The organism is Nocardioides sp. zg-1230, assembly GCF_013155335.1.
In the GTDB taxonomy this organism is placed as follows: domain Bacteria; phylum Actinomycetota; class Actinomycetes; order Propionibacteriales; family Nocardioidaceae; genus Nocardioides.
On sequence record NZ_JABJQZ010000001.1, the window covers coordinates 310,417 to 323,326 of the forward strand.

Annotated in this window: 12 protein-coding genes; 7 read left to right on the top strand and 5 right to left on the bottom strand. The window is 72.6% G+C overall.

The annotated features are described in order from the left end of the window. Positions 1 to 11: 11 nt before the first annotated feature. Positions 12 to 974: a DUF5996 family protein gene (locus HOO61_RS01515; protein WP_172258092.1), complete on the top strand. Its 963-nt coding sequence runs from the start codon at positions 12 to 14 to the stop codon at positions 972 to 974. Here the strand turns inward: HOO61_RS01515 and HOO61_RS01520 are convergent. Beyond that, positions 955 to 2,193, bottom strand: a complete 1,239-nt coding sequence (locus HOO61_RS01520; RefSeq protein WP_172256281.1) for an MFS transporter — start codon at positions 2,191 to 2,193, stop codon at positions 955 to 957. The genes HOO61_RS01515 and HOO61_RS01520 overlap by 20 nt on opposite strands. An 80-nt stretch (positions 2,194 to 2,273) precedes the next feature. On the opposite strand from HOO61_RS01520, the gene HOO61_RS01525 reads away from it, so the two are divergent. Next, positions 2,274 to 2,912, top strand: a complete 639-nt coding sequence (locus HOO61_RS01525) for an FCD domain-containing protein (RefSeq protein WP_216658510.1) — start codon at positions 2,274 to 2,276, stop codon at positions 2,910 to 2,912. Between the two features lie 9 nt (positions 2,913 to 2,921). On the opposite strand, the gene HOO61_RS01530 is transcribed toward HOO61_RS01525, so the two are convergent. Then, positions 2,922 to 4,109, bottom strand: coding sequence for a trans-acting enoyl reductase family protein (locus HOO61_RS01530; protein ID WP_172256285.1), 1,188 nt, complete (start codon positions 4,107 to 4,109; stop codon positions 2,922 to 2,924). Positions 4,110 to 4,171: 62 nt separating this feature from the next. Here HOO61_RS01530 and HOO61_RS01535 point away from each other — a divergent pair, with 62 nt between their 5' ends. From HOO61_RS01535 to HOO61_RS01545, 3 genes are read left to right on the top strand one after another with little or no spacing between them, the layout of a single operon-like run. Then, positions 4,172 to 6,043: a beta-propeller domain-containing protein gene (locus HOO61_RS01535; RefSeq protein ID WP_172256287.1), complete on the top strand. Its 1,872-nt coding sequence runs from the start codon at positions 4,172 to 4,174 to the stop codon at positions 6,041 to 6,043. 31 nt (positions 6,044 to 6,074) lie between these two features. After that, positions 6,075 to 6,341: a DUF2277 domain-containing protein gene (locus tag HOO61_RS01540; RefSeq protein ID WP_172256289.1), complete on the top strand. Its 267-nt coding sequence runs from the start codon at positions 6,075 to 6,077 to the stop codon at positions 6,339 to 6,341. Beyond that, positions 6,338 to 7,162: a Sir2 family NAD-dependent protein deacetylase gene (locus HOO61_RS01545; protein ID WP_172256291.1), complete on the top strand. Its 825-nt coding sequence runs from the start codon at positions 6,338 to 6,340 to the stop codon at positions 7,160 to 7,162. Before HOO61_RS01540 ends, HOO61_RS01545 begins: the two co-directional genes overlap by 4 nt. 10 nt (positions 7,163 to 7,172) lie before the next feature. On the opposite strand, the gene HOO61_RS01550 is transcribed toward HOO61_RS01545, so the two are convergent. Continuing rightward, positions 7,173 to 7,853, bottom strand: coding sequence for a metal-dependent transcriptional regulator (locus tag HOO61_RS01550; RefSeq protein WP_172256293.1), 681 nt, complete (start codon positions 7,851 to 7,853; stop codon positions 7,173 to 7,175). Between the two features lie 62 nt (positions 7,854 to 7,915). On the opposite strand from HOO61_RS01550, the gene HOO61_RS01555 reads away from it, so the two are divergent. Continuing rightward, positions 7,916 to 8,710: a hypothetical protein gene (locus HOO61_RS01555; protein WP_253941948.1), complete on the top strand. Its 795-nt coding sequence runs from the start codon at positions 7,916 to 7,918 to the stop codon at positions 8,708 to 8,710. Between the two features lie 33 nt (positions 8,711 to 8,743). Then, positions 8,744 to 10,348: a glycoside hydrolase family 13 protein gene (locus HOO61_RS01560; RefSeq protein ID WP_172256297.1), complete on the top strand. Its 1,605-nt coding sequence runs from the start codon at positions 8,744 to 8,746 to the stop codon at positions 10,346 to 10,348. 86 nt (positions 10,349 to 10,434) lie between these two features. On the opposite strand, the gene HOO61_RS01565 is transcribed toward HOO61_RS01560, so the two are convergent. Together HOO61_RS01565 and HOO61_RS01570 are read right to left on the bottom strand one after the other, a co-directional pair. Then, positions 10,435 to 10,881, bottom strand: coding sequence for a MarR family winged helix-turn-helix transcriptional regulator (locus HOO61_RS01565; protein WP_367649979.1), 447 nt, complete (start codon positions 10,879 to 10,881; stop codon positions 10,435 to 10,437). 8 nt (positions 10,882 to 10,889) lie between these two features. Next, positions 10,890 to 12,473: an MDR family MFS transporter gene (locus HOO61_RS01570; protein WP_367649980.1), complete on the bottom strand. Its 1,584-nt coding sequence runs from the start codon at positions 12,471 to 12,473 to the stop codon at positions 10,890 to 10,892. Between the last annotated feature and the right edge of the window lie 437 nt (positions 12,474 to 12,910).

Here is a 12,910-nt window from a genome sequence, read left to right on the forward strand (position 1 = left end):
AACACGTGACGATGCACGCCAGCCCGCACCAGCCCTGGCCGCGGCTGCGGGTCGACGACTGGACCGAGACCCGCGACACGGTGCACATGTGGACCCAGGTCGTCGGCAAGATCCGGCTCTCGCAGGCCCCGCTGCTCAACCACTGGTGGCAGGTCACGCTCTACGTCAGCCCGCGCGGCCTGACGACCGGCGCGATCCCCCACCGCGGCGGGCTCGTCGACCTCGAGCTCGACTTCGTCGAGCACCGGCTCAGGATCCGCAGCAGCGACGGCGGCGAGCGGCTGGTCGCCCTGACGTCGCGGCCGGTGGCCGAGTTCTACCGCGAGACCATGGCGGCGCTCCGGGGGCTGGGCATCGAGGCGACGATCGACCCCCGGCCCAACGAGGTGGACCCGGCGATCCCGTTCGCCGAGGACCACGAGCACGGCACCTACGACCCCGAGGCGGCGCAGCTCTTCTGGCGGCAGCTCGTGCAGGCCGACCGCGCGTTGGGTGAGTTCCGCTCGCACTTCGTCGGCAAGGTCAGCCCCGTCCACTTCTTCTGGGGCGCCATGGACCTGGCGTGCACCCGCTTCTCCGGGCGCGAGGCGCCGAAGCACCCCGGCGGCGCGCCCAACTGTGGCGACTGGGTGATGGTCGAGGGCTACTCCCGGGAGCTGAGCAGTGCGGGGTTCTGGCCCGGCGGCGGCGAGGAGGGCGCGTTCTACGCCTACGCCTACCCCGAGCCCGACGGCTTCGCCGACGAGCCGGTGGGCCCGGACGGGGCGTACTACAGCGTCGAGAACGGGCAGTTCCTGCTGCCGTACGAGGCCGTGGCCGACGCCGAGGACCCGGACAGCGCCGTGGCCGAGTTCCTGCACACCACCTACCGGGCCGCCGCCGACCTCGGTGGCTGGGACCGGAAGGCCCTGGAGGACGACCCCTCGCGCTGGCCCCAGCACCGCGTCGGCGGCATCAGCCCACGCGGGACGTGAGCCCGGTCTCGGAGTCCTCGACGTACCGCGGCCGGCAGGCGAACCAGCCGGCGACCACGCCGGGCACCGCGGTCGCGGCGAGGACGACGAGCGGCGTGGTCCACGACCCGGTCGCCTCGCGCAGCAGCCCCAGCCCGACCGGTCCGACGGCCGCCAGGCCGTAGCCGATGCCCTGGACGAAGCCCGACACGGTCGAGGCGACCTGCGGGCTCCGGGTGCGGTGGTTGATGAGCGTCATGCAGAGCGGGAACGTGCTGACCCCGATGCCCAGGGCGCAGACCCACAGGACGGTGCCCTCGAGCGGCGCGACGGCCAGCCCCGCGTAGCCGGCGACCAGCACCACCGAGCACGCGACCACGACCACGAAGGGGTTCGCCAGGCGCGTGGCCACGTGCGGGACCACCAGGGCCGCGAGGACTCCCCAGACGGAGTACAGGCCGACCATGGAGCCACCGAACGACGCACTGGCGCCCGCATCGGTCAGCACGGCCGGCACCCACGTGATGATGCTGTAGTTGGACAGCGACATCATCGCGAACAGGCCCAGCAGCCCCCAGACGGTCGACGACCGGGCGACCCTCGGCCGGGCGGCGGGCGACCCGGCCGGGACGGGCGCGTGGTGATCGGCCGGCAGCCGGACGGCGAGCGCGAACCACACCGCGGCGGCGACCGCCGCCGGTACGGCCCAGATGCCCACCGACCATCGCCACGACGCGGCCTCCGCCACCGGCACGGCCAGGAGCGGGGCGACGAACTGACCCGTCTGCATCAGCAGGAGGTAGGCCGACGTCCACGTGGCGATGCGGTCGGCGAACCACACCTTGACCAGCGGCACGATCACGACGTTGGCGGCGCCGATGCCGGCCAGCGCCAGCACGGTCGACGCCACGAGCACGGCGGGCGTCGGTGAGAACGCCCGGAGCACGATGGCCATCGCCGAGAGCCCCAGCGCGGCGGTCGCGGTGCGCTCCAGGCCGAACCGTCTGGTCACGACGGGGGCGAAGAAGCCGAAGACGCCGAACGTCGCCGCCGGCACGGTGCCCAGCAGGCCGGCGAGCGCCAGCCCGAACCCCAGGTCGTCGCCGATGATCTCGAGCAACGGGGTGAAGCCGGTGACCGCCGTGCGCAGGTTGAGGGCGGTCAGCGCGAGGGCGAGCCCGGCCCACGCGAGCAGGCGACGATCGACGACCGGGACACTGGGCGGCAGCAGGGTGGTCACACGGGCTCCACGGGATCGATGAATGATGGGATCATGGGATGAATGATCGGCAGTCTGGCACAGCGGGTCCAGTGCGTCGAGTGGGGCTGATCGACCAGGTCGCCGCGCTGTTCCAGGACGAGATCGCGTCGGGGCGCTGGCCCGTCGGCGAGCGGATCCCCGTCGAGGCCGAGCTGGCGACGGCGTTCGGGGTGGGTCGCAACACCGTCCGCGAAGCACTGCAGTCGCTCGTGCACGCCGGCCTGCTCAGCCGCGAGCAGGGGCGGGGCACCTTCGTCATCTCGAGCTCGGAGCTCAGCGGCTCGCTGTCACGCCAGCTGGCCGGCGGGAGCCGTCTGCACTACCTCGAGCTGCGCCTGGCGCTCGACAGCACCGCCGCCTCGCTCGCCGCGCAACGTCGTACCGACACCGACGTCGAGCAGCTGCGGCGGCTGCGCGACGAGCGCGAGGCGAGCTGGGCCACGGACGACCCCGACGCGCGGGCGGGCGCGGACCTCGCGCTCCACCGCGCGATCGTGGCCGCGACGCACAACCCGCTCTACGTGCAGCTCTACTCGAGCATGACCGACGTCTTCGCCAGCCACATGCGCGACGAGGAGTCAGGCGACGACGACGCCGCGCACCGCCTGCACCACGACCTGGTCGAGGCCATCGCGCAGGGCGACGCCGGGCGGGCGACCGGGCTCGTGGCGTCCATCTTCGAGCCCTTCATGCGCTGACCCCGGCCGTCAGGCCGGGAGGGTCTCGAACCCCATCCCGGCCTTCTGCAGGCGGGTCAGCAGCGCGTCGCCCATCGCCTGGGCCGGGGTGACCTGGCCGGCGGTGGCAGGGTTGTCGTCCAGCGCCAGGCACAGCGCGGCCTCGGAGAGCATCATGGCGGTCTCGGTGTAGCCCGGGTCGCCGCCGGAGACCCGGGTGTGCACGGTCTGCCCACCCGCCTCACCGACGAAGTCGACGGTGAACCACGACTTCTCCCGCTTCGCCGCGTCCGGGCCCGACCCCTGCGGCACCCTCGACGTGATGAGCTCCCGCAGCGGCTTCACCTGCGCGGCGAGCGTCAGCGCGCCGACCCCCGCGGCACCGCCGGCGGCGTAGAGCAGCGTCTTGGTGCCCGCCCAGTGGGAGTAGCGGAACTCCGGGCCGTACGACGCCAGCGCGGCGCCGCTGCGCGCCACGATGATCCCGTCGATGGTCGGCAGCGGGAGCAGCCAGTAGCCGAGCACCGGGTCGCGGTGGGGCGTGCCGCGCACCGCGCGTGACGACCGGCCCTCGGGTCGCCCCTCGGCGCGCCGACGGGCGGCGTACGTCGACCGCATCTGCTTCGCCCGGGCGAACTGCTCCATCGCCGAGCGGAAGGTGCCGCCGGAGAAGGCGCCGCCGGACCGGACGACGCCGCGCAGCGTGATCGGCTCGTCGGACGGCAGCTGCTGCACGGTGTAGTAGGCGCCCAGGTCGTGCGGGATCGAGTCGAAGCCGCAGGCGTGCACCAGGCGGGCGCCGGTGCGCAGCGCGGTCTGGTGGTGCTCGAGGAACATCCGGTCCACGAACTCCGGTTCGCCGGTGAGGTCGAGGTAGTCGGTGCCGGCCTCGGCGCACGCCGCGACGAGGGGGCCGCCGTTCTCGAGGTAGGGCCCGATCGTGGTGGCGACCACACGGGCGCGGCGCGCGATGTCGGACAGCGCCGCGGCGTCGGTCGAGTCGGCGACCAGCACCTCGACGTCGTCCGCGCCCTGCTCGGCGAGCCGGCGGCGTACGGCCTCGAGCTTGTCGGCGTTGCGACCCGCGATCGCCCAGCGCAGGCCGGCCGGCGCGGCGGTGGCGAGGTAGTTCGCGGTCAGGCCGCCGGTGAACCCGGTGGCGCCGAAGAGGACGAGGTCGAGGTCGCGGTCGGGGCTGTCGGCGCGGCGGTCGCTCATCGCGCCATCGTGCCACCCCTGTCAGATGGGAACCACGCCCGCCGTGGGCCCGTCCCACCGCCATGCCCACCCGAACGCGCGCACGAAGCCTCGTCACCGGTGCCACGGTCGTCACCAGCCTGGCCGCAGCCGTCGGCATCGGCTACGTCCTGGGCGACGAGCCCGACGGAGGACGCCCGCCCGCCGACCCTCCGATCGTGCTGGCCAACGCCGACCTCACGACCGTCTCGAGCTGCGAGGAGCTCCTCGACTCCTACGTCGACCGGGCGCTGGAGGCCGTCGGCCCCTACGGCTGGGGCGGCCCGGTCGTCTACGACGTGATGACCAGCGCCGACGCCGGCGCCGCCGCGCCCTCCTCCGAGGCCATGCAGTCGGGCGTGGCGACCTCGCGCAGCACCAGCAACGAGTCGGGCACCAACGTGCAGGAGGTCGGCGTCGACGAGGCCGACGTCGTCAAGGTCTCCGGCAGCCTCCTGCTGCGGCTGCGCGACGGCGAGCTGCTGGCGTACGACGTCGCCGGCGACGAGCCGCGGCTGCTGTCCTCGACCCTGCTCGACGACGCCCGCGGAAGCAGCGGCTGGGTGGGCGACCCCGGCGGCGAGATGGTCCTCGTCGACGGGCGCGCGGTGGTCCTCGGCACCTCGACGGACGGACGGTCCACGACCATCACCACCGTCGACCTCGCCGACCCCACCTCCCCCACCGTCGTCGACGCGACCACCGTCGCCGGCCGGGCGTCGGCGGTGCGGCTGCACGACGACGTGGTGCGCGTCGTGCTCCAGAACGGCCTGCCCGAGCTCGACTTCGCCGCCCCCGACGGGACGCTGGGCGAGCTCCGGGCGCGGCTGCGCAATCGCGCGCTCGTGCGCGACACCACCTTGGCCGACTGGCTACCCACGGTCGACGGAGCCCCGCTCGTCGACTGCGCGGACGTCGCGGTCCCCGAGGACGAGGTCGCGCTGGGCACGACCACCCTCCTGGCCTTCGACCCGGCCGAGCCCACTGCGCGCACGACGACGGCCGTCGCCACCGACTCCGCCATCTCCTACTTCTCGACCGACCGCTTCTACCTCGCCGCGTCCGCACCGCCGTGGGGCTGGGTCGACTGCATGGGCTGCCGCCCGACCAGCGTCCCGCCCGTCCTCGGGGGCTCCACGCCGCTGTTCGCGTTCGCCCTCGACGGGACGCGTGCGACGTACGTCGCCTCGGGCGAGGTGGAGGGCACGATCGCCGACCGCTGGTCGATGGACGCCGTGGGCGGGTCCCTGCGCGTCGCGGTCGGCCCGAGCAGCGAGACCGGCAACTTCAACTCGGTGCTGACCCTGCGCGAGGAGGGCTCCGAGCTCGTCGAGGCCGGGCGCGTGGACCAGCTCGGCGTGGGCGAGGAGATCAAGTCGGTGCGGTGGTTCGACGACCTCGCGATCGTCGTCACGTTCCGCCAGACCGACCCGCTCTACGCGATCGACCTCACCGACCCCGCGGCCCCGCGGCTGCTCGGCGAGCTGAAGATCCCCGGCTTCTCCGAGTACCTCCACCCGCTCGGCGAGCAGCGCCTGATCGGGATGGGCCAGGACGCCTCGCTGCAGGGCGTCACCCGCGGCGCGCAGGCGGCGCTCTTCGACGTCACCGACCTCACCGACCCGCGCCAGCTCGACGTCGTCCGCTACGACGAGGGCACCCAGGCCGGGGCGGCCACCGACCCACGGCAGTTCACCTGGCTGCCCGAGCAGCGCACCGTGCTGACCGTCGTGAGCCAGGGCTGGACCGGCACCACCGGGTGGGTCTCGGTGCTCTCCCTCGCGGACGGGTCGATGGGCAACCGCATGGTCGAGGTCGAGCACGGCACCGACGTCGCCGACGTACGCCTCGTGCCCCTCGCCTCCGGCAAGGTCGCGCTGGTGACGGGTGAGGACGTGTCCTTCTTCGCCCTCTGACCAGCCGCCGTTGCGACGTATTCTCGTCGCCATGTGCCGCAACATCCGCCCGCTCAACAACTTCGAGCCGCCCGCGACGCGCGACGAGGTCACGGCGGCCGCCCTGCAGTACGTGCGCAAGGTGGCCGGCACGACGAAGCCCTCGCAGGCCAACGAGGACGCCTTCTACGCCGCGGTGAAGGAGATCGCCCACATCACCGAGCACCTGCTCGACGACCTGGTCACCACGGCCCCGCCGAAGAACCGTGAGGTCGAGGCCGCGAAGGCCCGGGCCCGCGCCCAGGCGCGCTACGCGTGAGCCTCGCCGCTCCCCTCCCGGCCGAGGACGAGGCCCTCGACCTGCTCGCCTCGCGCCCGCTGGTCGTGCTGACCGGGGCCGGGCTGTCCACCGACTCCGGCATCCCCGACTACCGCGGCCCCGGGTCCCGCGCGCGGGCGCCGATGACCTACCAGGAGTTCGTCGCCACCCCGGAGGCGCAGCAGCGCTACTGGGCGCGCAGCCACCTCGGCTGGCAGCGGATGGGCCGCGCCGAGCCCAACGCCGGGCACCACGCGCTCGCCGGCCTCGACCCCGCGCTGCTGATCACGCAGAACGTCGACGGCCTCCACGCGTTCGCCGGGTCGCGGCGCCTGGTCGCGCTCCACGGCCGGGTCGCCGACGTCGTCTGCCTGACCTGTCGTACGACGTCCTCCCGCGCAGCGCTCGAGGCCGAGCTCGACGCCCTCAACCCCGGCTGGCTCGAGCGGCACGGCTGGGTCGAGTCGCGCCCCGACGGCGACGTCGACCTCGACGACACCCGCGACTTCGTGGTGCCGCGCTGCCCGTGCGGCGGACCGCTCAAGCCCGACGTGGTGTTCTTCGGGGAGAACGTGCCGCCCGACCGGGTGGCTCGCTGCTACGCCGCCGTCGAGGCGCTCGGCCACGACGGCGCGCTGCTGGTGGCCGGCTCGTCGCTGACGGTGATGAGCGGGCTGCGGTTCGTGAAGCGGGCGGCCCAGGGCGGGACGCCGATCGTGATCGTCAACCGCGGAGCGACCCGCGGCGACGCGCTGGCGTCGTACAAGCTCGAGGTGGGGTGCAGCGAGTTCCTGGGCGAGCTCGCCGCCCGGGTCGCCTGACGGGGTGTCCCTAGCGGCGGACGAAGATGTGCTCGGCCGCCTCGACCACGAGCTCGGCGGTCTCGCCGCCGGACCCGATGAGGATGCCCTCGTCGGTGCGGGCGATGGTCACGGTCTTGCCGGGGAGGGCGCCGACGCGTCGGAGCAGGCCCATCAGCTCCTCGTCCTTCTGCATCTCCTCGGAGATCCGCTTGACGTGGACCCGCTGGTCCGCAGGCGTGGCGGCACCGGAGAGGGGCTCGACGTTGTCCATGAAGTGCTCGCCGGCGACGTCGCCGAGCTCGTCGAGACCGGGGATCGGGTTGCCGTAGGGGGACTCGGTCGGGTGGTCGAGCAGCTCGAGCAGGCGGCGCTCGACGGTCTCCGACATCACGTGCTCCCAGCGGCACGCCTCGGCGTGGACGAGCTCCCAGTCGAGCCCGATGACGTCGGTCAGCAGCCGCTCGGCCAGCCGGTGCTTGCGCATGACTCGGGTGGCGAGGAGCTGACCCTCCTCGGTGAGCTCGAGGTGGCGGTCGCCCTGCACGGTGAGCAGCCCGTCGCGCTCCATCCGGGCCACGGTCTGCGACACCGTCGGTCCGGACTGGTGCAGCCGCTCGGCGATGCGCGCGCGCAGCGGCACGATGCCCTCCTCCACGAGCTCGTAGATCGTGCGGAGGTACATCTCGGTGGTGTCGATCAGGTCACTCACGGTGGTCATTGTGTCCCATGCGGCAACTGCGACCCGCATACGCGGCATGGCACAGTGAGCCGGTGACCGAGCTCATCGTGCCCCGACGCTTCTGCGGACCTCCCGACTCGGGCAACGGCGGCTGGACTGCCGGCGCGCTGGCGGCCCTCGACGATGCGGACGCGCCCGACGACCACTGCGACAGCTGGCCGGCGATCGAGGTGTCGCTGCGCCAGCCGCCGCCGCTCGACACCCCGCTCGAGGTGACGACGGAGGACGGCGTCACCACCGCGTCGTACGACGGCGCGCCGGTCGCCACCGCGCACCGCGCGCCCCGGGCGCTCGCCGAGGTCGACCCGGTCGACGCAGCGGCCGCCGCGGCGGCGACGTCGTCCTACCCGGGCCACACCTTCCACCCCTTCCCCACCTGCTTCGCGTGCGGCACGGCGCGCGAGGAGGGCGATGGGCTGCGGATCTTCCCCGGCGCGGTCGGCGAGCGAGCCGCCGGTCACCGCATCGCGGCCCCGTGGACGCCCCACCCGAGCCTGCACGAGGACTGGCACACCTACGCCGACGAGCACCCCCGCGCCTCGGTCGCCGCGACGTGGGCGGCACTCGACTGCATCGGCGGCTGGGCGGGCGACCTGACCGAGCGGCTCATGGTGCTCGGCCGGATGACGGCGCGCATCGACGCCCTGCCGGTCGTCGGGGAGCCGCACGTGGTCGTCGGCGAGGGTCGCGGGCAGGACGGCCGCAAGACCTTCACCGCCTCGACGCTGTACGACGCCGACGGCCGCGTCGTGGCCACCGCCGAGCACACCTGGATCGCGGTCGACCCGGCGATGTTCGGTGGGCGGACTCCCACCGCTCGCGATTGACCCGACGGGGAGGCGGTTTGAGAGGATAGGGCCATGGCTGATTTGAACGATCCAAAGACCTTCTGGTGGCGCAACGCCGTCGTCTACCAGGTCTACGTCCGCAGCTTCGCCGACAGCGACGGCGACGGCGTCGGCGACCTGCCCGGCATCACGTCGCGCCTGCCGCACCTCGCGGACCTCGGCGTCGACGCGCTGTGGATCACCCCGTTCTACTCCTCGCCGCAGCACGACCACGGCTACGACGTCGCCGACTACCGCGACGTCGACCCCCTCTTCGGCACGCTCTCCGACGCCGACGACCTCGTCGCGCGCGCCCACGAGCTCGGCCTGCGGGTCGTGGTGGACCTCGTGCCCAACCACACCTCCGACCAGCACGAGTGGTTCCAGGCGGCGCTCGCCGCCGGACCGGGCAGCCCCGAGCGCGCCCGCTACCTCTTCCGCGACAGCCCTGCGGACAAGCCGGCAGGCACCCCGCCCAACAACTGGGAGTCCGTCTTCGGCGGCCCGGCGTGGACCCAGGTCGACGACGGCCAGTGGTACCTCCACCTCTTCGACTCCACCCAGCCCGACCTCGACTGGCGCAACCCCGAGGTCCCGGCGATGTTCGAGGACGTCCTGCGCTTCTGGCTCGACCGCGGCGTCGACGGCTTCCGCGTCGACGTGGCGCACGGGCTCTTCAAGGAGGCCTCCCTGCGCGACCAGGAGGTCGAGGAGGGCAAGCGGGCCTCCTCCGGCCAGGTCAACACCGACCACTCGATGGTGTCGCTCGACCTCAAGGACGAGCCGATGTGGGACCAGCCCGAGGTGCACGACGTGTACCGCGCGTGGCACAAGGTCCTCGACGAGGCCGGCCCGGACAAGATGGCCGTCGCCGAGGCCTGGACACAGACGGCCGAGTCGATGGCCGCCTTCGTGCGCCCCGACGAGCTCGACCAGGCGTTCAACTTCGCCTGGCTCCTCGCCGACTGGTCCGCCGAGGCCTTCGCGACAGTCATCACCGACACGCTCGCGGCGGTCGAGCCCGTCGGCGCCTCGCCGACGTGGGTGCTCAGCAACCACGACGTCGTACGCCACGTGACCCGCTACGGCGGCGGTGAGCAGGGCCTCGCCCGCGGCCGCGCCGCGACCCTGACGATGCTGGCCCTGCCCGGCTCCAGCTACCTCTACCAGGGCGAGGAGCTCGGCCTCGAGCAGGTCGACGTCGCCCCGGAGGACCGCCAGGACCCGTCGTACCTCCGCACCGGCGAGGTCGGTCGCGACGGCTGCCGCGTGCCGATCCCGTGGGGCGGCGGCGAGGCGCCGTACGCCTTCGGGCCCGGCACCGCGCAGCCCTGGATCCCGCAGCCCGAGGAGTGGGCGCCGCTCACCGTCGAGGCGCAGACCGGCGCCGAGGGCTCCACGCTCGAGTTCTACCGCGCGGCGCTCGCGGCCCGACGCGACTTCGCCTGGACCGCCGGCGAGAAGGTCGAGCTGCTCGACCTCGGCACGGACGTCCTCGCGTTCCGTCGTGGGCCGATCACGGTCGTGCTCAACTGCGGCGAGTCCGCCGTCGAGATCCCGCAGGGCGAGCTGCTGCTGGCCAGCGGCCCGATCGACGACGACAAGCTGCCGGGCGACACCGCGGTCTGGCTGCGCTGACCCTCGATATCTGAGGGCGTCCTGGTAGGCCGATCGGTCGATTCACCTACCAGGACGTCCTCAGATAACCGCCGTCCGGCGGGGGGTCAGTCGTCGCTGAGCGCCCGGTTGTACGCCGCCAGCTGCGCGCTGAACCCGGCGAGCTCCTCGTCGGTCCAGTCCGACAGCCGCTGGTCGAAGCGGTCGCTGCGGCTGCGGGTCATCGCCTCGAGCCGTTCGCGGCCCTCGTCGCTGGCGTCCAGCAGGACGGCGCGACGGTCCTCGGCGGCCGGCTGACGCACCACCAGGCCGAGGTCGACCAGGGTCTGCACCTGCCGGCTCACCCCGCCCTTGTCCATGCCGAAGGCGTCTGACAGGTCGGCCGCGCGCAGCGGGCCGTGCTGGGCCAGGTGGTTGAGGATGAAGTACGTCATCGGGTGCAGGTCGGGGTGGACCTCGCGGGCCCGCTCCCCCATCACCCGCTTGACGCGGCGGATCAGCGTCGCGACCTCGCCCTCGATGCGGCGCAGGTCGTCGTACCTCGTGGTCGTCACGGACGTGATCATGCCTGCGGAGCCTCCGCCATGAGCTCGTCCTCCCGCTTCACGGACGTGCGCAGAGGCACCTCGTCGATGAAGAGGACCGCGATGAGCGCACCGACGGCGAACGGCAGGGCGACCAGGAAGATGTGACCGGTCGCGTCGCCGAAGGCGCTCTCGAAGATCATCCTGACCGGGGCCGGCAGGTCGGAGACGTCCGGGATGCTGCCGGTGTCGTGGGAGACGGCCGAGGCGTACTCCGGGTGCGTCGCGAGCAGCCTGGTCAGGCCGGACTCGACCGCGTCGGCGACCTGGTGGGCGAGCACGGCGCCGAGGGCCGCGATGCCGATCGAGCCACCGAGGGAGCGGAAGAACGCGACGACCGAGGAGCCGGCGCCCATGTCGGAGAGCGCGATGGTGTTCTGCACGGCGAGGACGAGGTTCTGCATCGTGGCGCCGAGGCCGAGCCCGAGCACGGCCATGAAGAGGCCGGTGCGCCACAGCGGGGTGGAGGCGTCGATGGTGGCGAGCAGGCCGATGCCGGCGATGACAGCGACCATGCCGCCGACGAGCCAGCGCTTCCACACGCCCGTGTTGGAGATGATCCGGCCGCTGACGATGCTCGAGACGAGCAGGCCGCCGACCATGCAGATCGACATCAGGCCGGCCTCGGTCGGGCTCATGTCCTTGGCGCGCTGGAAGTAGAGGCTGAGGTAGACCGTCGAGCCGAACATGGCGACGCCGATCAGCACCGATGCGATCGTGGCGAGGGTGAGGGTGCGCTCGCGGAAGAGGCGCAGCGGGATCACCGGATCGACCGCGACGTTGGCCTCGACATGGATGGCGAGGGCGGTCACGACGACGGCGGCGACGACGAGCAGGCCGCTGGTCCAGGAGATCCAGTCGAAGTTGTTGCCCCCGAGGGACATCCAGATCAGCAGGATGGAGACGCCGCCGACGAGCAGGAAGGCACCGAGGTAGTCGATCGAGACGTCGCGCTTCACCACGGGGAGGTGGAGCGTGCGCTGCAGGACGACGAAGGCGAGCGCCGCGACCGGGAGACCGGCGAAGAAGCACCAGCGCCAGCCGACCGTGTCCACCAGGACGCCGCCGACCAGCGGACCACTGACGGTCGCGAGGGCGAAGACCGCGCCGATGTAGCCGCTGTAGCGACCGCGCTCACGCGGGGAGACCATCGTGGCGATGACGACCTGGACCAGCGCGGTGAGGCCACCCACGCCGAGGCCCTGGACGACGCGGGCGCCGATGAGCACCTCCATCGACGGCGCGAACCCGGCGATCAGGGAGCCGACCGAGAAGATCACCAGCGCGCTCTGCACGAGGGTCTTCTTGTTGAACATGTCGGCGAACTTCCCCCAGATCGGCGTGGTCGCCGTCATCGCCAGCATCGTCGCGACGACGACCCAGGTGTAGCCGGTCTGGCTGCCCTCGAGGTCGTCGACGATGGTCGGCAGCGCGTTGCTGACGATCGTGCTGGAGAGCATCGCGACGAACATCGCGAGGAGGAGGCCGCTCAGGGCCTCGAGCACCTCGCGGTGGGTCATCTCGCCGCTCTGCTCGGCGGGGACGGTGGAAGCCTGTGTCACTGCGGTCCTTCGTTCGGTTGCGTTTCGCAATAGTTGCTCATCACAACCATACGGGCCGAGCCGGTTGTCCCGCCACCTCGCGGCGACGAGACCTGAGTCACCCAGAGACTCCTCGCCCGAGGTCGCAGCGCGTCGGACGACCACAACACCGCTCGACATGGCCCGGGGTAGTCCAGTGAGCTCTGGTTGTCGGGGCGGTGTTCGAACGACCAGAACACACTGGACTACCCCGCGAGCGAAGCCATTCGTCACTGGAGTACGCCGACAGGGCGCGGGCGATGCCCGGACATGCAGCGACCCGCAGGCCTGCTGCCCCTCGGAAGAGGGGCCCCGGGGGATGACACCGGGAGCCTGCGGGTCGGGTGGCTGCAGTGGATTCGCCGGCAGCTGTCGGCGGACCGGGCTGCCTTAGCGGGCAGCCACCTCACTCATCCGAA

Bases quoted from the DNA above. Each gene is read 5' to 3' on its own strand.
- HOO61_RS01515 (WP_172258092.1), top strand. From the start codon at position 12: ATGCACGCCAGCCCGCACCAGCCCTGGCCGCGGCTGCGGGTCGACGAC.
- HOO61_RS01530 (WP_172256285.1), bottom strand. From the start codon at position 4,109: ATGAGCGACCGCCGCGCCGACAGCCCCGACCGCGACCTCGACCTCGTC.
- HOO61_RS01535 (WP_172256287.1), top strand. From the start codon at position 4,172: ATGCCCACCCGAACGCGCGCACGAAGCCTCGTCACCGGTGCCACGGTC.
- HOO61_RS01540 (WP_172256289.1), top strand. From the start codon at position 6,075: ATGTGCCGCAACATCCGCCCGCTCAACAACTTCGAGCCGCCCGCGACG.
- HOO61_RS01560 (WP_172256297.1), top strand. From the start codon at position 8,744: ATGGCTGATTTGAACGATCCAAAGACCTTCTGGTGGCGCAACGCCGTC.